This window comes from Leptospira perolatii, from assembly GCF_002811875.1.
Classification (GTDB): Bacteria; Spirochaetota; Leptospiria; order Leptospirales; family Leptospiraceae; genus Leptospira_B; species Leptospira_B perolatii.
Genome location: NZ_NPDZ01000001.1, coordinates 322,869 through 339,570 on the forward strand (window position 1 = coordinate 322,869; position 16,702 = coordinate 339,570).

The 16,702-nt window shown below is 41.0% G+C and carries 15 protein-coding genes; 11 read left to right on the plus strand and 4 right to left on the minus strand.

Annotation, left to right across the window (positions count from 1 at the left end; all coding sequences use genetic code 11):
• Window positions 1-2: 2 nt before the first annotated feature.
• On the minus strand, window positions 3-1,574 hold the full coding sequence (locus CH373_RS01485; protein ID WP_100712155.1) for a DUF2779 domain-containing protein: 1,572 nt from the start codon (window positions 1,572-1,574) through the stop codon (window positions 3-5).
• Window positions 1,575-1,646: 72 nt separating this feature from the next.
• The gene (locus CH373_RS01490; protein WP_100712156.1) at window positions 1,647-2,804 is read right to left on the minus strand and encodes an ACP S-malonyltransferase; all 1,158 of its coding nucleotides are present in this window, start codon (window positions 2,802-2,804) and stop codon (window positions 1,647-1,649) included.
• A 276-nt stretch (window positions 2,805-3,080) separates the two neighbouring features.
• On the opposite strand from CH373_RS01490, the gene CH373_RS01495 reads away from it, so the two are divergent.
• Genes CH373_RS01495 through CH373_RS01530 form a run of 8 tightly spaced genes read left to right on the plus strand, consistent with a single transcriptional unit; the run spans window position 3,081 to window position 11,281 of the window.
• Window positions 3,081-4,013, plus strand: a complete 933-nt coding sequence (locus CH373_RS01495; protein WP_100712157.1) for an ABC transporter ATP-binding protein — start codon at window positions 3,081-3,083, stop codon at window positions 4,011-4,013.
• 10 nt (window positions 4,014-4,023) lie between these two features.
• Window positions 4,024-4,752: an ABC transporter permease gene (locus tag CH373_RS01500; RefSeq protein WP_100712158.1), complete on the plus strand. Its 729-nt coding sequence runs from the start codon at window positions 4,024-4,026 to the stop codon at window positions 4,750-4,752.
• Window positions 4,749-6,713, plus strand: coding sequence for a motility-associated ABC transporter substrate-binding family protein (locus CH373_RS01505; protein ID WP_100712159.1), 1,965 nt, complete (start codon window positions 4,749-4,751; stop codon window positions 6,711-6,713). Before CH373_RS01500 ends, CH373_RS01505 begins: the two co-directional genes overlap by 4 nt.
• Window positions 6,703-7,803 carry a type 2 periplasmic-binding domain-containing protein gene (locus CH373_RS01510; RefSeq protein WP_100712160.1) on the plus strand — a complete coding sequence of 367 codons (1,101 nt, stop codon included), beginning with the start codon at window positions 6,703-6,705 and terminating at the stop codon, window positions 7,801-7,803. The genes CH373_RS01505 and CH373_RS01510 overlap by 11 nt, the downstream gene beginning before the upstream one ends.
• On the plus strand, window positions 7,800-8,429 hold the full coding sequence (locus tag CH373_RS01515) for a hypothetical protein (RefSeq protein WP_100712161.1): 630 nt from the start codon (window positions 7,800-7,802) through the stop codon (window positions 8,427-8,429). The genes CH373_RS01510 and CH373_RS01515 overlap by 4 nt, the downstream gene beginning before the upstream one ends.
• Window positions 8,426-9,826 carry a UDP-N-acetylmuramate--L-alanine ligase gene (locus CH373_RS01520; RefSeq protein ID WP_100712162.1) on the plus strand — a complete coding sequence of 467 codons (1,401 nt, stop codon included), beginning with the start codon at window positions 8,426-8,428 and terminating at the stop codon, window positions 9,824-9,826. Before CH373_RS01515 ends, CH373_RS01520 begins: the two co-directional genes overlap by 4 nt.
• The gene (gene pheS / locus CH373_RS01525; RefSeq protein ID WP_100712163.1) at window positions 9,823-10,848 is read left to right on the plus strand and encodes a phenylalanine--tRNA ligase subunit alpha; all 1,026 of its coding nucleotides are present in this window, start codon (window positions 9,823-9,825) and stop codon (window positions 10,846-10,848) included. Before CH373_RS01520 ends, pheS begins: the two co-directional genes overlap by 4 nt.
• A 7-nt stretch (window positions 10,849-10,855) precedes the next feature.
• A complete protein-coding gene (locus tag CH373_RS01530; RefSeq protein ID WP_100712164.1) occupies window positions 10,856-11,281 on the plus strand; it encodes an acyl-CoA thioesterase in 426 nt (141 codons plus the stop codon).
• 113 nt (window positions 11,282-11,394) lie between these two features.
• On the opposite strand, the gene CH373_RS01535 is transcribed toward CH373_RS01530, so the two are convergent.
• A complete protein-coding gene (locus tag CH373_RS01535; protein ID WP_100712165.1) occupies window positions 11,395-11,538 on the minus strand; it encodes a type II toxin-antitoxin system Phd/YefM family antitoxin in 144 nt (47 codons plus the stop codon).
• 245 nt (window positions 11,539-11,783) lie between these two features.
• On the opposite strand from CH373_RS01535, the gene CH373_RS01540 reads away from it, so the two are divergent.
• From CH373_RS01540 to CH373_RS18550, 3 genes are read left to right on the plus strand one after another with little or no spacing between them, the layout of a single operon-like run.
• Complete coding sequence (locus CH373_RS01540) at window positions 11,784-12,857, plus strand: SPFH domain-containing protein (protein WP_100712166.1); 1,074 nt, start codon at window positions 11,784-11,786, stop codon at window positions 12,855-12,857.
• Window positions 12,858-12,867: 10 nt separating this feature from the next.
• On the plus strand, window positions 12,868-13,800 hold the full coding sequence (locus CH373_RS01545; RefSeq protein ID WP_100712167.1) for a diacylglycerol kinase catalytic domain-containing protein: 933 nt from the start codon (window positions 12,868-12,870) through the stop codon (window positions 13,798-13,800).
• Between the two features lie 17 nt (window positions 13,801-13,817).
• Window positions 13,818-16,157 (plus strand): phosphatase domain-containing putative toxin, encoded by a 2,340-nt coding sequence (locus CH373_RS18550; protein WP_125169847.1) that lies wholly within the window; start codon window positions 13,818-13,820, stop codon window positions 16,155-16,157.
• Between the two features lie 104 nt (window positions 16,158-16,261).
• Here the strand turns inward: CH373_RS18550 and CH373_RS01560 are convergent, their stop codons facing one another.
• Window positions 16,262-16,696, minus strand: a complete 435-nt coding sequence (locus CH373_RS01560) for a hypothetical protein (protein ID WP_100712168.1) — start codon at window positions 16,694-16,696, stop codon at window positions 16,262-16,264.
• Window positions 16,697-16,702 lie beyond the last annotated feature (6 nt).

Genomic DNA, 16,702 nt, shown 5'->3' on the forward strand with positions numbered 1-16,702 from the left:
TACTAAGATTCTGGAATCCAATTCAGTCGTTCTGCGATCTTTCTGAGGATTAATACAAGTGCCAAAGTATCCATTCTGCAATACTGGATCAGATCGGATTCAACTTGGAGCTTTTCGCCTTTCGACACCTGTTCCGTTTTGATTCTTAAAAATTCAGAGTTTGCAGTATAACCAGCTCCGATATTCAGATTGCTATAGTTGAATCCGGTCAAGACAGGCAAAACCGATTTCAGTGAGGTGCTTCCTTTCTGATCTGGGTGATAATAATCGAAATCCCAAAAAGGCAAGGCCAGATCTATAAATCGTTCTTCCACGGAGTTAAACCAGCTCTTGAATTCAGGATAAATTTGAACGGATTCTCGAAGGCACCTTTTCTCAAACGTATCATTAAATGCTAATATTGATCCGGTTTCTCCGATTTTATCCCGCAGACGAGTCAAGATATGTAATCTTGGGTCGGTTTCTCCGTCATCCAAATAGGAATATTCCTCAGGCTCTTCAAAGGGACTTTTCCGAAGTATATGCAGGGAAAACAAAAAAGGAATGTGCTGAAACGGGTTGGACCTTGCATAAACTGGAATCGGTGGATTGATAGTTTCGAAATCCAGAAAGTATAGAGGGAATTTCAGTTTCTTCAGAAAAGTTTCGATGGCAGGAATGTTCCAGTGTTCTTGCCCTGTTTGGACTGCTTGAACTTGGATTTTTTGTCTTAGTGTCAAAGGTTCCAAATCTTTGACTTCAGAAAGATTTCTGATTCCTTCATTCCATAAATTGAATATTTCTTCTTTGCCTTCTCTTAATGTAAAGAGATCTCCTACTGGAGAATCTGCAAAACAATTATCCGGATAAAAGCAACTTCTTGGATGATCGCATTTTTTTGAATGAGGAGAGGGTGGAAAATTTGGCTCTTCTAAAATTTCCAGCATTCTATAAGCTTGTTCCTTGACCTGAGCTTTCTTTTCAAAGGTCTCTTTGCTTGCGTCTTTTTTGAATAAAAGTTGTTTCGGATCTATTTCTCCGCCCGGATAATAATACTTTGAATTTACGTAATATAGGTAAGTTCCGGAAACTGGAAATCCCTCTTCTTCCATGATCATTCTATAAAAGGAAAGTTCTTGAATCGCGGACCTTTTGGGAGAGGAGGAAGCTTTGACCAAAATAATATCCCAGCCGTTTTCACTCGGGAGTAGGAAGTCAGCCCTCAAAATGAAGTACTTTGTTTCTAGATAAGCTCCTCGAATCGGCTCTCCTTTAGAGAGCATAGAGCGAGTAGTTGCGTTGTTGTATTTTGTATGTTTAGCTTCAGGATGAAGTCGATTTGCTAATTCTCTTAATAAAGATTTTTGCTTTGGCGAAATATACTGATTCTGAGATTCTGCGGGATGATCACTCGGATCTTTCAGCTGTTTCCACAAATGTAATTCGCAGTACTGCCCGGATTGAAATGCGGATTTATTCAGTTTCGGAGAGTCTACAGGCCGATAAGAACCTAATAAACGAAATAGAATTTTCTGACGAAGAGATTCGGGAAAAAGAAAAGAGAATTTTCTAGCGCTATTTCGAAGAATGCGCATGACAATAGAGTTTTTCTCAGAATTCAGAGTGGCCTCGACGACGGGGAAAACTCCCCGTCGGAGAAATTTTCTTTAAGCCAGTAGAACCTTCAAGTCCTTAGGGCTGGACGCACAAAATATTTTATTGTCCGATCCGTTCATATTTCCCTGTGTCAATTTTTGGGAAACCACGCTAGGTCCAAAATCAATGCCGACTACTTTCGGAGTATTTACGAAAGTAGAGATTGCCTTGTTCCAATGTAGAGCTTTGATCAAGACTTCTCGGAATAAAGGAAGTCCAACCTCCGCGTCTTTTTGCATATTTCTTCCATCGAAAATAGAGAATAGTGGAATTTTCAGATCTGAGCCTTTGAAAGTGAATCCGATTCTTTCCATGTCCTTCGGCACAATTTTCTCTGCTTCATCCATAGCTGGGCAATGGAAAGGAGCAGTTGTTTTTAAATACACGAACTTTGCTTTTCTCTCATCCATTTCTGCTTTGTATTTCTTACGAAATTTATAAATAGATTCAGGATCTCCCGAAACAATATTTGAATCTGGAGTGTTGTACAACGAAATGTAAAGTGCCTTAGTCCCGGACAAACCTTCCGCAGAGTTTGTCGCTTTTATTCTTTCTTCGAGCTCGGCGGCTGAATAACCGATCACTGCTACCATTGGTGCAGGTTGCTTATCTCCAATCTCTTCATTTGCTTTTAGCAGTTCTGCAGAAATGTTAAAAGGGCCGTACAATTCTTGGGCTCTATATCCCAGATACAAAATGAATTTCGTGAACTTTGCTAGTTCGGCATTAAATTCTTTTCCTTCTTTTCCGAGAGCAAGAAGAGCTGCGGCAACGATTCCTTGGCTATGACCTGTGGCTCCGATAGCATTTGAAATTAGTTCGCTAGGGATAAATCCTTTTTGGGTCAAAGAGACGTAATTTCCGATTTGAGTGAGAAAGATTCCAACGATAGAGATTGGAGCACTAGAAAGATAATTTTCATCAGGAGCCGAGTCTGGATTTTTAATCCAAGCAGGAAAATCATAACCGTTTGGAATCAACTTGGAATCTAGTTTTGGAGCTTCTTCGCTTAATGCCTGAAATGCTACATCAAAGAATTCCTTCAGAGAAGGTTCTGATTCGTATAATTTGGAGAGTTCTTTTAACCAAGGGGACCCTTGTCCACCGAATTGCAAGAAGAGCTTGTTGCCCTGCGTCTTGGCGTCGTTTAGAAAGTTTGCTAATGCCATGGATTGCCTTGTAACTTAGTTGTTTTATAATGCTTTCTGCTTTTAGCCCGTGGTCGCAATTCTTTTTTGTAGTCTTTTGGGTCGTGGAATTCCGTTTGCCAAGAACGATCGTTCCATTTGTGCATCGATTTCTTTGCGCAAAGATTCGCTCTCCGTTCGGTTATATCTTTACGGGAAAATGATTGACCCATGCCAAGGAGATTGAAGTATTCTTTTCTATATTAACAGAAAGAAATTTCTCCAATCCTCCAAAACTCGGATAAGAAAACAAGAAACATGATAAAAGTAAGGAACCTTTCCAAATTCTATGGAAAGAAGCTGGCCATAGATCGGCTAAATTTTGAACTAAAGCAAGGTGAGATCGTCGGTTTACTTGGATTAAACGGAGCAGGTAAAACGACTACGATCCGAATTCTAACCGGTTATCTGATCGCGACCGACGGGATTTGCGAACTGGACGGGATTAACACTTTCGAGAATCCCCTGGAAGTAAAAAAAAGAATCGGATACCTTCCGGAAACTCCACCTTTATATCCGGAGTTGACAGTCTCTGAATATCTAACCTTTGCTTGTAGGATCAAACAGGTGCCTAGCGAAGAGATCGAGGCAGAAGTGCAAAGGGTTTGTACTAAGACGGATCTTCTGGATGTAAAGGATCAAGTCATAGAAACTCTTTCGCTTGGATTTCGGAAAAGAGTTGGGATTGCTCAAGCGATTCTAGGGAACCCAAAAGTAGTGATTATGGATGAACCTGTTTCCGGCTTGGACCCGAAGCAGATTGTAGAAATTCGCAGTCTGATTCATGGGTTGAAAGAAGGTCATACTATATTACTTTCTAGTCATATACTTCCTGAAGTTTATAAGACCTGTAACCGCTTTCTGTTTATCCATCACGGTAGAATCGTTTACCAATGCGATCGGAACGAGCTAGAAGCGGAAATGAAAAAACTTTCCGGTCTGGAAGTTACAGTTTCAGGAAAATCTAAAGGTGAGTCCGAAACCTATTTGAATTCGATCGTAAAAAAAACCGGTGGGTCGGTAAAGTATGTGTCTGAGGATTCTGTAGGTTCCATCTTCTTAATTTCTACGGACGCGGAAAAAAAATTCAAAGAAGAACTTTACTCCGGGATTTCGTCCTCGGGAATCTTACCTGAATACATCCGAAAACAGGATGTCACCTTAGAACAGATTTTCATGAACAAGGTTTAAGGGAATATACATGTTTCATAATATTAAATGGATTTTTTGGAAGGAGATACAGGTCTTCTTCGGCACTTACCTTGCTCCCTTGGTGTTAGGTGGTACTGCTTTCTTAAATTCTCTATTCGTGCTGATTTTGAATTTTAACTCTGGAACGAACTATGCCGAAACTACGATGGTTACCTTCCTATCTTTCATGAGCACGATCTTGATTGCGATGTTGATCGTCGCAATGGGGTCGATTACGGAAGAGAAGAATCGAGGAACCTTAGAGTTGCTATTTACTTCTCCGGTGACCGATTTGGAAATCGTAATCGGTAAGTTCCTGTTTGGGGCTGTAGTTTGTTTCATAATTTCTGTCTTTGTAGATGGATTGTTTCCGATGTTCCTTTATTTCTTTTGGAAGGCTCCTTTGTACATAGTTGCCTCCGGAACAATCGGAGTTTTCTTACTCGGAATGTTCACTTTTGCAGTGGGACTTTTCGGATCGAGCTTAGGAAAGAATCAAATGATTTCCATGCTGATCTCCATTATGATTCTTTTGACTCTTTGGGTGGTCGGGTTCTTTTCTTATCTATTCGATTCAGTTACTAGAAAAGTATTATTCCATTTGCATATATTTTCCCATTTTATCGGATTTTCCAAAGGAGTTCTGCCCTTGAATAGTACGGTCTTTTTTCTAAGCGGTACCGTCTTATTCCTTTATTTGACAGTAAAAGTTCTGGAATCTAGGAGGTGGAGAGGATGAAGTCTACTCCGCTATTTCAAAGAATCCTTTCTTGGGCTTCTACAATCGGATTGTTACTTTTTTTTCCGATTTATGATTCAGTAACTACGACTGCATTTAAGTGGATCGTGTCCATGGGTGCGATATTGCTCATTGTCGCGTTGCCGGTTTTCTCGTTCACACAAGTTAAGAAAAAACTGATAGACTGGAATCAGTTTGTTTCTAGCGGATTCGGAATATTCTCGCTCGGAATTTATTTTCTTAGAATTTATCTGGAAGAGTTTTCGCTACAAAAAGGAGGAACTGCACCAACTTGGGTCTCCTCACTGAACGAATTCTTGCTGGTGATTTTAGTGCTCGCAGTTCTCACGAACCTGTTTTTAGTACTTCTAAAAGAATGGGAAAGAGAATCCTTGGGGGCTCAATCCAGTCTGAACGCACGAAAACAAAGTTTGATTCGAGACTTTTTGCTTGGAACAGGTGTGTTACTCTTAATCATCATTCTCGCAAATTACATATCATCAATTCGTAATTATAATTTTGATCTCAGTGCAAAAGGCCAGTTTTCATTTTCGCTCGAAGCAAAAAAAATATTAAAAGAAATCCCTGCTGATTCAGAGATAGAAGTGGTGGCTTTCTTTCCGAGGCCTCTGGAAAACGCGCCCTCCAGCGACAAGACGAATGCTCTGGCTCTGAGGCGGATACGACCGGACTTGGAAATTTTTCTGGGTCAGTTGAGTGCGATTCATCCAGGATTCAAAGTGAAATTCGTGAACGCGGACGTGGAGTTTGATGAGCTTGCTCCTTTCGGACAAGTTTCCAACGGAACCGTTTTGGTTCGTTATAAGAAAAAAGATTTCAAGGCTACAGATTCGCTTCCGGAACAGAAAGTATCCGTAAAAGACAAATCCGAATTCGAGGATTTTGAGCGCAAATTTGTGCAAGCAGTGGTAAACGTGAGCACAGGCGAAAAGAAGGTGTATTTCACTCAGTCGAATGGAGAAAGATTTTCTCCGGTCTTTCAAAATCTTCCGAATGAAAAAATCAGCAGGTTTACCGCAGGTTTAGGATTCTTGAATTTTAAAACTTCCGGAATCGGCTTCAAAGAAGGATGGCCATCCAAGATTCCGGAGGATGCCGATTTAGTCGCGATTGTAGGGCCTACAATCGCATTTTCACCCGATGCAAGAAAAGCAATATTAGAATATCTTACAAAACGAAACGGTAAATTACTCGTTACAATAGAACCGAAAGGCAGCGAGAATTTCGATTGGCTCTTAAAAACTATCGGGTATTCCTTTGAGAAGACGAATTTTTCTCAAATTCCTTCGCAACCAGGTATTATCGTAACAAAGTCTTTTCTAAAGCATCCGATCGAAGAATCTATGTCCAAGAAAGAAATGGGCGTCGTATTTGCCCACACTGGTTATTTTCAGAGTCAACCGCCTGAGCCTGGCAAAAAGGAATTGGAAGCTACTGTCCTTTTGGAAAGCGGCGGGGAAGCGTATCTAGATCCAAATCAAAACGGAAAATTGGATGCAGGAGAAAGCAAAAAGAATCTACCGATCGGGTTGGTTCTACAAACAGTAAGCCAAGGGTCTCAGTTACCGGATTTTTCTAAACTTCCTGAGGGAGTTCCTCCAATTCCAGGAGTGACTTCCAAGGAAGCTGAATCTTCCGAAACGGCTAAACTATCTGGAAGAGCAGTGATTTTTTCAGGAACTTCTTGGATTACAGACCAGTACATTCCGTTTGCTGCAAATTTTGAGCTCGCGACCGGCGCGAGCACCTGGATGCAGCAGAGCGTCAGTCTACCTGCGATTCCACCCAAAAAGGAAGAGATACAAACAGTGTCATTGACCGACGGACAGAAGAGAGCGGTTTGGATTCTAGGAATGTTTATCTTTCCTGGAATCATTGTTGGCTTAAGTTCTATTTATGTAGTTCGCAGAAGAAACTCAGGCAGATCGAATGAAAAATAAGATTCTACTTCTTGTGCTACTGCTATTAGCTCTTTTTGGTGCCTTCTTATTTCTAGAGGAAAAGAAAGAAGATGTAAGCGAGATTTCTTACTGGGAATTTCCGGTAAGTAAGATCGAATATTTTCCGCCTTCCGAACAATGGCTAGAAAAGAGTGGTGAGAACTTTTTTACCAAAGAATTTTCGCTAACTTCTAAAGAGGAAATCAAGAAAGGCGGAGCATTTATCACTGTTTCCTACTTTGACAAAGAAACGAATCGCAAGGTTGAATACGAAGGTGGGTATAATGCCGAAAACACTTTCAGAGACTTGGGCAACTTAAAAATCAAAGATTCTGAACCACTCGAAGAAGGAAAAGAGCCTTCCTCCTCGTTAAACGTCGGGGAAGGAGCTCCTACGATTATAGTTTATTCCGGAAATTCCTCTCGAAAAGTTCGAATCGGAAAAAAACATGCAATGGGGTCCAACAGGGTTATTCTGGAGTTAGGAAAACCTCAGATGATTCTATCAGCATATTCTTATATATTCGAAAGATTTCAGAAAGGACCGGTGGAGTTTAGACAAAAACAACTTGTTAATCCAGGAAAAGAATTAGTGAAAGAAATATCTTACCTGGAAGAGGGCGGGAAGTACGTAAAAGTCGAGAACCACCCTTTCCAAGAAAAAGCTGCCAAGAAAAACTTTTGGAGAAGAACAACAGGTTCGATCGTATTCTTGGATCCAAATTTAGGAGATTCTTTGCATCGCGCGGTAACATCGCTTAGAGTGGATTTGTATCCTGACGAGGAAAAGGGAGCAGGACTATTAATCGGAAATTATCTAGCTCCAGACGATCCTCATTCCCAATATGCATTATCGACGCTTAAGGTTAAGTTCACAGACGGAAACGAACTTACATTCAGATTCTATAAACCAACGGATTTGGGAGATAAAAAATATACTCCTGTCGTAAGAATATGGAACGGATCCTTTAAAGAGTCGCCTGCCTACGTGAACGAAGATACTGTTCGAAAAATTAAAGAAAGTGCAAATCTTATTTCCGCAGCGGCAGCGTATCATAAACCAGATTCGACATCGGCAATCCAAAGATGAACTTAAAAGAGTTTTTCGATTCTTCTACGGAGGTGGATGCTGCGAAGCTATCTCTTTTGGAAAAAATATTTCGCTCTCCGATCGAGGCATTTGACCTTTATTTAAGAGAACCGCTCTTAGGAAGAAAAGAATTATTTCGGCTTCATTACTCGCTATGGATTATCGCGCCAGTGATGAAACTATTCGGAAACATATTTAGAATCTCTTTCGAATGGATTTTTTCGGAGGAAGTTGTCACAGGAATATTTTCCGGAGTTCTGACCTCTCTTGTGATTTATCCGGCAGTGCTCTTCATTGTATTTCAGCTCGATGTGCTCAGATTATTTTATAGAAAAGTGGATAGAACGAAAGGCGAAAGTCTGGCCGCATCCGACGTTCTGACTACGGCGTTTTTGCCCTTCAGCGGCTCTTCGATTTTTTGGATATTTCCATCTCCGATTCACGCAGCTTTGATTGGAATCTCCTTTTTGTTATCGTACTATTTGTGTTATGTGGGAATGAAGAGAGTCACAGGCACGGATCCGAAAGAGTTCCTCATTTTTAGCCTTGTTGGAGTTGCGTACTTGTTAAGTATCCTTCTGGCTTTTACGATTGTATACAATATCATTAGGACTTTATTAAATTGAAAATCCATCTTATCGGAATTGGTGGAATCGCGATGGGCAACCTTGCTTCCATGCTTTCCAAACTGGGTCACGAAGTTTCAGGCTCTGACTCAGGTGTATACCCTCCCATGTCGGACAAGCTCAAAGAATGGGGAATTCCGTACGGAGAAGGCTTTGAAGCTTCTCGACTAAAAGGAAAAGATCTAATCGTAGTCGGCAATGCCATATCAAGGGGGAATCCCGAAGTCGAAGAAATGTTGAATCAGGGAATGGAATATCTATCCATGCCTCAAGCACTTTCCAGATTTATCTTGGTAGGAAAAAAAGTCATCGTAGTCGCCGGAACCCACGGGAAGACAACTACTACTTTCTTAATTCATCATCTTTTAAAAGAAGCTGGTTTGAAGCCCGGATTATTCGTAGGAGGAATTCGTAAGGACGGATTTCCAGGATTTGAATACTCAGACGGCAAATATTTTGTTATCGAAGGGGATGAGTATGATACCGCATTTTTCGATAAGTCGTCCAAATTTTTGCACTATCGTCCGACCTACGCAGTATTAAACGCATTAGATTTTGATCATGCAGATATTTTTAAGGATATCGGTGAGATTGAAACTATGTTCGCAAGGTTATTAAGAATCGTACCAGGCGAAGGGAAAGTATTCTATTGGTCCAAATCGAGCAGTCTAAAAAAACTATGTACGGCTGCTTCTAAGTTTCTTAAGGTAGAGCCATTCGATTTTAATGGAAAGAAATCCATTCTTTCTTGGAAAAAAGGAGAACTAGTCTCCGATTCGACCGTATTACACACCCAATTTTTCGGAGATCATAACTACAGAAATGCAGAGGTTTCCTTAAGAATTTGCGAAGAAATCTTAACCAAAGAAAACATAGATCACCCAAGGAAGATTCTCTTAAAGGGACTACAGACTTTTCCCGGAGTAAAAAGGAGACAAGAAATTCGTTTTCAATCTCCGAGATCCATCGTGATAGAGGACTTTGCACACCATCCTGTTGCCGTGGAGGAAACGATACGGTCGGTCAAAAAAGCATTCCCGGGTTTCAAGATCATCAGCCTGTTCGAACCTAGGAGCGCGACTTCTCACAGGAACGTTTTTCAAAAAGAATATTCTTACGCATTTAAAGGTTCTGCAGTTACTTTCATCACCGAGATTTTCAACTTGAAGAAGGTTTCTAAAGAGAATCGTCTAGATGTGCCAAAGCTTGTTTTAAAGCTTCCCAAACATTCAGGGACACTACCTTTCTATTGCAAGAACCCCCAAGATCTGGTCCAAAAATTGCGGAAAATCCTTCCCCAATTTCAAAGGGATAAAATTCTGATCTTAGCCATGTCGAACGGTTCCTTTGGCGGGATCTATCCAACCTTGGAAAAGATGGCAGAAGAAAGATTATGAACTTATCCGAAGAACTGGACAAGCTGTATGTGGACGGAGAAAAGCTAATTTCTTCCTCGACGAGCGAAGAAGAATTAGACCGTAACAAAAACGAATACTTAGGTAAAAAAGGAAAGTTCACTGCAGTACTAAAAAATCTTGCAACACTATCTATCGAAGAAAAGAAGACGGTAGGTCAGAAGGCAAACGAACTCTCCAAAAAATTAGAAGACTTCGTGTCGAAGACTCGCGAAGAGCTAAAGGTTCAAGTATTCCAAGCACAGGCAAAAAGCGAGCGCTTGGATTCTTTGCGTCCTCTTGGAAATCCTCAGCCAGGAACTTTGCATCCAATTACAAAAATCCAATATGAAATCGAGGACATCTTTACCTCAATGGGTTTCGAGATCTGGGATGGACCGGAAGTAGAAACCGATTTTAACAATTTCGGAGCTCTGAATTTTACGGATGATCACCCTGCGAGGGACATGCAGGATACTTTTTATCTGAGCGACGGAAACGTTCTCCGCACTCATACTTCCGCGATTCAAGTTCGTGCATTACGAAAATTGAAACCTCCTTTCAGAATTATCGCACCAGGAAGAGTTTTCCGTTACGAAGAAGTAGATGCTTCCCACGAAACGAGCTTTTATCAAATCGAGGGCATGGTCGTTGGAAAAGATATTTCCGCAGGGAATATGATCCATACGATGGAAGTCCTTCTATCTAGAATTTTTGAAAGGGAAATTAAGACGAGACTAAGGCCAGGATATTTTCCCTTCGTAGAGCCCGCCTTTGAGTTAGATATTAACTGTCTGGTTTGCGGTGGAAAAGGATGTTCAGTTTGTAAACATTCTGGTTGGTTGGAACTACTTCCTTGCGGTTTGGTGCATCCGAATGTGTTCCGACTCAACGGATTAGATCCGGAAGTTTGGACCGGGTTTGCATTCGGTCTAGGTCTGGATAGATTAGTTATGATGAGATACGGAATTCATGATATAAGATATTTCCATTCCGGAAATTTACGCTTTCTAAAACAGTTTTAATCGAAGTATGCTGATCACTCCTATTCAGACTCGTTGGACGGATTTGGATTCCTTTCGACACGTGAATAATGTTTCTTATGTAAATTACTTGGAAATCGGGCGAGTGGATTATTGTGCGAAGAAGTTCGGAGTAAAGGAAGTGATGGAGGTCCCGTTTATCCTTGCTCGAATCGAAGTCGATTTGTTGAAATCGATAGAACTAGGAGATCCTGTCGAAGTGCTTACTTGTGTTGCGAGGATCGGAAATAAATCCTGGGAATTCGAATCCAGAGTCCGCAACCCGAATTCAAAGCTAGTCTACGCAAAAGCTAGAACCGTTCAAGTTTCCTTCGATTATCATAATAATGTTTCAATACAAATTCCAGAAAGGATTCGGACCATCTTGGAGCAAGATTTGCTGTTGTTCCAAAAAGAAAAGGACTCTGCAAGTTAAGCGATCGAGCTATATCCAGATCTTTTTTTTCGGTCTTTGGATACGCTGAAAAAGGTTCGTGAATATTCGTTAACTCACTGGTTTGAGCGTTTGCAAAAGACTAACTCTAATTATCAGTTTAAATCAAATACTTTCACGAAGCCTAATTTAGCAATGGCCTTGCCATGCTTAGTAATGATGATCTCAGTATGTTTTGATTGCACAAGATCCAACAAACTCAAACATTTTGCCTTAAATCCGGTAGCACTAATTTCCATCTCTTTATTAAATCTGACCAGTTCTATCTATCCAGTAATATTTAGTAACCAGTCAATACCCCTTTGAGTCCTACCGGAAAAATTTTCATTTTAGCGGATGCTCTTAGAGCAAGTCCATTCTGGTCAGGCGTTATCCTTAAAGGTTCGAAAATCCTCCCTTGCGTGGGCAAAAAATTCTTCCCAAGTAGATCAAAATCAGATTAGATTCGTATCCTCCAGTTTTCAGAAAAAATTTCAGAGGCTTTATGTTCGGGATTCGATTTATTAAAACACGTCCTATAGATTACGTTTTGCTGTTTCGTTCGGGAAAAATTAGAAAACAAGGCGCTGGCTTAAGTTTCTTTTATTACGCGCCTTCTTCTACTTTGGTTATTGTTCCCGCAGACACTCGAGATTCCCCTTTCATTTTCAAAGAGACTACATTAGATTTTCAAGAAATTGATATACAGGGACAGGTCACTTATCGTGTGTTAGATCCACAAAAATTGGCGTCTCTCTTGGATTTTACTGTCGATGCAAGAGGAAAGTATTTGGGTGACGGTGTGGAGAAACTGGACTTTAGAATGGCGAATCTTATCCAGGTAGCGGTTCGAGAAAAGTTTAGAAGTTTGAATTTGAAGGATGCTTTAACCGCCGCTAGCAGTCTTGCAGATCCGGTTTTAGAGAAGTTGAGACAGAGCACCACACTCAACGAGTTGGGAATCGAAGTGTTCGATTTTTCCATTTTAAAGATCAGTCCTACACCTGAAATTGCAAGGGCCCTAGAAGCTGCGGCTCGAGAAAATCTACTCAAGAATGCGGATGACGCGGTTTACCAAAGGAGAAATTTTGCGGTAGAGCAGGAGCGTAAAATCAAAGAGAACGAACTCCAAACCCAGATCGCGGTAGAAGAAAAAAATCGGACAATCAGAGAAACTCAGATGAACGCAGAGATCGCTGTCCAAGAGAAGCAGAAATTGGTTGAAGAGGCCAGAATGGACGCAGTGCAAGCGGTCGAGAAAAAGAAGATCGAAATCGATAATCAGAAGCTCACTTCCCAAATAGAACAGGAAAAAAAGAGAAAGGAATTAGTAGAATCTCAGGCTAAGAATCTATTAGAATATTCTAAAGCTAGAGGACAAGCAGCCAAAGAGGAGCTTTCGGCTTTGAAGGATCTTTCTCCGGAAATCGTGGAAATACTCGCTTCAGGACAAATGGATACTTCCAAAATTATTTCTAAGGCAATTCGCGATCTCGCAAGGAATGCGGAGAAAATCGGAAACTTAAATTTATCTCCGGAGCTTATGACTCTGCTAATGGCCAAGGAGAAAGGAAAGTAGGCTTCCGAACTTGGATTTTGACAGAGTAGTAATTGTTACTAGACAGACTCGCCTAGAAGAAACCGTTCACCGTTTCAATACAAAGGCTCAGGCGGCCTTTTACGTAAAGAAGCGCGGGCAATCTTTCGTGGATTACGAAGTCGAAGATGATAACTACCATATGGCTAGGGACTTGGTAGTTCGAAGCATAGAACCGGGGGTAAAGTTTCATGTTTTAGATCGTGCTTTCTTGCCCAACTACTTATTTGGTCCCGGAGATTTGGTTATCACTCTTGGTCAGGACGGGCTCGTTGTAAACACAGCAAAATATCTAAATGGTCAACCGATTCTGGCATTTAATCCTGATCCTGAAAGATTCGATGGGATTTTGTTGCCCTTCTTGCCGGATCATGCTCCGAACGTAATTCACTCCGTGTTCAAATCCAAATTCAAAACTCAGAATATATCTATGGCGCAGGCTAGTCTTACGGACGGACAAAAGCTTTATGCATTCAACGATCTTTTTATCGGTGCAAAGTCTCACACTAGCGCGCGTTATACGCTCAGGTTTGGAGATCGCCAAGAAAGGCAGATTTCTAGCGGTATCATAGTCTCGACTCCAGCCGGAAGCACAGGTTGGATGAGTTCACTTTATAACATGGCAGCAGGAATCGTGCAATTTACCGGATCGCAACAGATACAAGTTCCGAATCGAATTCCTTGGCAATCTAGGAAGCTGATTTTCATGGTAAGAGAGCCTTTTCGAAGTAAATGGAGCGGCGCAGATTTGGTTGCAGGCGCAGTCGGACCAAATGAAGAAGTCATTTTAGAAAGCCATATGCCGGAAAACGGTACCATTTTTTCGGATGGAATGGAGACGGACTTTTTAGAATTCAATTCAGGTGCGACAGCCAAGATACATCTAGCTGACAAGATCACAAACTTAATTACGGAAATATTATAGAGGATGATTGTTTCGGAATGCAAAAAGGAATTTTAATCACTCAGTGCCTTCAAAATGATTTTGTAGAACCGATTCAAAAGTATGATCCGGTTCCGAATCTTTTACATATCGGATACGGAGAAGCTCTTAGGCTGATGGGAGAAAATCCTCAGGAAGGTAGCCTACTGTCCTTCATGGATTGGGCTTATCGAGAGAAAGCGGAAAAATTAGAAATTATTCATATTCGAGATTGGCATGACTCGAAAGATCCGGAGCAAGCGGAGCACTTGGCTCAATTTGGTGCTCATTGTATTAAAAATTCCAAAGGTGCTGAATTCGTTTTTCAAAATCTTGGAGCTCATTCCGAAAGAAATTTCAGCGTTGTGGATGCCTCCGGTCTGAACGATTTTCATCGGACAGACTTAGAGCAAATTTTATCAGGATCCGCGGACCAAGTTGTAAATGTAGGAATTATTGGAGTCTGGACTGAAGCAAAGGTTACATACCTAGCGTACGAATTGAGGACAAGATATCCTAAATTTCGGATCGGTGTTTGCACAGCTCTGACTGCAAGTTCTTCTAGGCATATGCACTATGTTGCTCTAGACCAACTGAGAAGTTTACTCGGAGTAGAAGTTTATCCTTCTGTGTCCTCCTTTTGCGAGTATTTGACCGGAAATGTTCCGAATGAGTTTCATAGGTTTTCCGTGAGACAGGATTCGTTACATATCGAGTTCGATTCAGATGTGCAGATGCAGGATTCGGATAGAAAAATCTTATATTATTTATTTAGAAATTGCAGAAGCGTTTCCTTCCATTGCCTGGACGGAGGCTTTTCGGGAAATTTAGTTCTAAAAGCAAAAAGTGTAGATTCGCTCGGTCATACCCAGGTCCCTACCGTGATTAAGATCGGAGAACGGGATCCGATTGCCAAGGAAAGGACTTCCTTCGAAAGAATAGAGGAAGTACTCGGGAATAATGCTCCAAGAATCGTGGACTTTGCAGAAATCGGAAATAGGGGCGGAATCAAATATAGATACGCCGCGATGCTCGACGAAAAGACTATCGTCTTCCAAGATTTGTACGAAAAAACGGATAACGATTCAGAGGTCTTTCCAATTTTAGAAACTGTGTTTGAAAAACAGCTGGGTCGGTTATACGACGCGGCCGAACTCGAAAAATTAGATCTGCTTACATATTATGATTTTCAGAGCAAGTATTCTCCCGGTGTTCGCAAGAGAGTGGAAAGTTTGCTCTCTAAATCGGTAAATGGGGAATTGCTCACGCTTCCTGCCGGCAAAAGTGTTTTTAATATATGCAATTTTTATGAAAAAGATTTGGTGGAATTGCGCGAATACGGATCTTCAAATCATTATGTTTCGTACGTGCACGGAGACCTAAACGGAAGAAATATTATTCTGGATGCGCAAAAGAATGTTTGGCTAATCGATTTCTTTCATACTCATCGTGGTCACGTACTGCGAGATTTGATCAAATTAGAAAGCGATATACTTTATATTTTTACGAAAATTACGGAAGAAGAATACAACGAAGCTTTTGCTTTAACCGACCTATTGTATTCCACAGTCGATTTAGCGAGCCCGCCGAATCGGGAAGCAGAGGAATTGTTTTCGTCCCCAAAAATTAGAAAAGCATTTCGCACAATCCGAAAGCTTCGTTCTTTTTATGCAAAATTAATTCGTCTAGATAGGGATCCTTATCAATTGCATGTTGCTACGCTAAGATATTCGGTTCACACATTATCCTTTGACGAATCCTCCACCTTCCAAAAAATTTGGGCTCTTTATACTTCTTCAATACTTTGCGAAAAAGTAAAATTATCTATACAGTTATCGAAACGACTTCGAATCGATTTTCTACATTTTGCAGATAGAACCGGCAAACTCGGAATGACTTTATTGCCCGGGCGAAAAGACAGAAATCGGAACTTGCAAGAAGATATTGCTACTATCAAGGAAGAGAAAGTTCACACTCTTATTTCTTTGTTAACAGAAAACGAATATGAAAATTACGGAGTACAAGGGCTCCATCAAACTTACGTAAAAGAAGGATTTACAGTTCACCATTTACCGATTTTGGACCAGAGAGTTCCGGATTCCGAAGGGTTAGAAAGACTGTTGGATAAGATCGATTCCGATTTGTATTCTGGCAAAAATGTTCTCGTACATTGCGTAGGAGGTTTGGGCCGCTCGGGTACGATTGCAGCTGCGTACATGATCCGAAGACTGGGTTATCCGTCAGAGGAAGCAATTCGGATCGTGCGGCAGGCTAGATCGGAAAGGGCGATTGAATCGAAAGAGCAGGAAAATTTTCTTAGAAGCCTGACTCCGGAAAAGAGAAGAGAATTTAATTTCTAATTTGGAAAACCACTCTATAGATTAAATACCCGATTTTAGTATAGTATGCAATTCTTATAGACTAAGAACTGCTACTCGACCGTTGTAACTTCCTAAGTTGATAACTACTCGTCCTCCGAGCGGATTGCATAGATCAAACTTCCAACTAAGGTCAGTGCGGATTGATAAAAAACCCAGGCCCAGAGAATTTTATTCGGTAAAGATTTAGTAAACTGTAATGCTCCAAAGACCGGAGCAATAAAGCCAGCAATAGAGAAGGATATCCCTGTCACGATTCCTCCAATGATTCCGAATTGAAAAGAGGAGCGGGCAAGAGTTACTACAATTCCCAAAAAGAAAACCTGAACTAAATCAGAAAGAATCGGTGCGATCCATTGGATTTCGGAAACTGGAGTAAAAAAGGTTCTTAGAGAAGAATCGTAATAAAAGGCGGAGAAGAGCAAACTGCGAAGTGGGACAGAGATTACTTCCCAAAAACCGAATGCAATAAAGAATCTAAGTAAAAAGCGGTTCCAATCTCTAGTGCTATGTAATCCCATTTTTAT

Excerpts from the sequence above, each read along its gene's own strand:
- CH373_RS01485 (WP_100712155.1), bottom strand. The coding sequence starts at position 1,574 with ATGCGCATTCTTCGAAATAGCGCTAGAAAATTCTCTTTTCTTTTTCCC.
- CH373_RS01490 (WP_100712156.1), bottom strand. The coding sequence starts at position 2,804 with ATGGCATTAGCAAACTTTCTAAACGACGCCAAGACGCAGGGCAACAAG.
- CH373_RS01495 (WP_100712157.1), top strand. The coding sequence starts at position 3,081 with ATGATAAAAGTAAGGAACCTTTCCAAATTCTATGGAAAGAAGCTGGCC.
- CH373_RS01500 (WP_100712158.1), top strand. The coding sequence starts at position 4,024 with ATGTTTCATAATATTAAATGGATTTTTTGGAAGGAGATACAGGTCTTC.
- CH373_RS01505 (WP_100712159.1), top strand. The coding sequence starts at position 4,749 with ATGAAGTCTACTCCGCTATTTCAAAGAATCCTTTCTTGGGCTTCTACA.
- CH373_RS01510 (WP_100712160.1), top strand. The coding sequence starts at position 6,703 with ATGAAAAATAAGATTCTACTTCTTGTGCTACTGCTATTAGCTCTTTTT.
- CH373_RS01515 (WP_100712161.1), top strand. The coding sequence starts at position 7,800 with ATGAACTTAAAAGAGTTTTTCGATTCTTCTACGGAGGTGGATGCTGCG.
- pheS (WP_100712163.1), top strand. The coding sequence starts at position 9,823 with ATGAACTTATCCGAAGAACTGGACAAGCTGTATGTGGACGGAGAAAAG.
- CH373_RS01530 (WP_100712164.1), top strand. The coding sequence starts at position 10,856 with ATGCTGATCACTCCTATTCAGACTCGTTGGACGGATTTGGATTCCTTT.
- CH373_RS01535 (WP_100712165.1), bottom strand. The coding sequence starts at position 11,538 with ATGGAAATTAGTGCTACCGGATTTAAGGCAAAATGTTTGAGTTTGTTG.
- CH373_RS01540 (WP_100712166.1), top strand. The coding sequence starts at position 11,784 with ATGTTCGGGATTCGATTTATTAAAACACGTCCTATAGATTACGTTTTG.
- CH373_RS18550 (WP_125169847.1), top strand. The coding sequence starts at position 13,818 with ATGCAAAAAGGAATTTTAATCACTCAGTGCCTTCAAAATGATTTTGTA.
- CH373_RS01560 (WP_100712168.1), bottom strand. The coding sequence starts at position 16,696 with ATGGGATTACATAGCACTAGAGATTGGAACCGCTTTTTACTTAGATTC.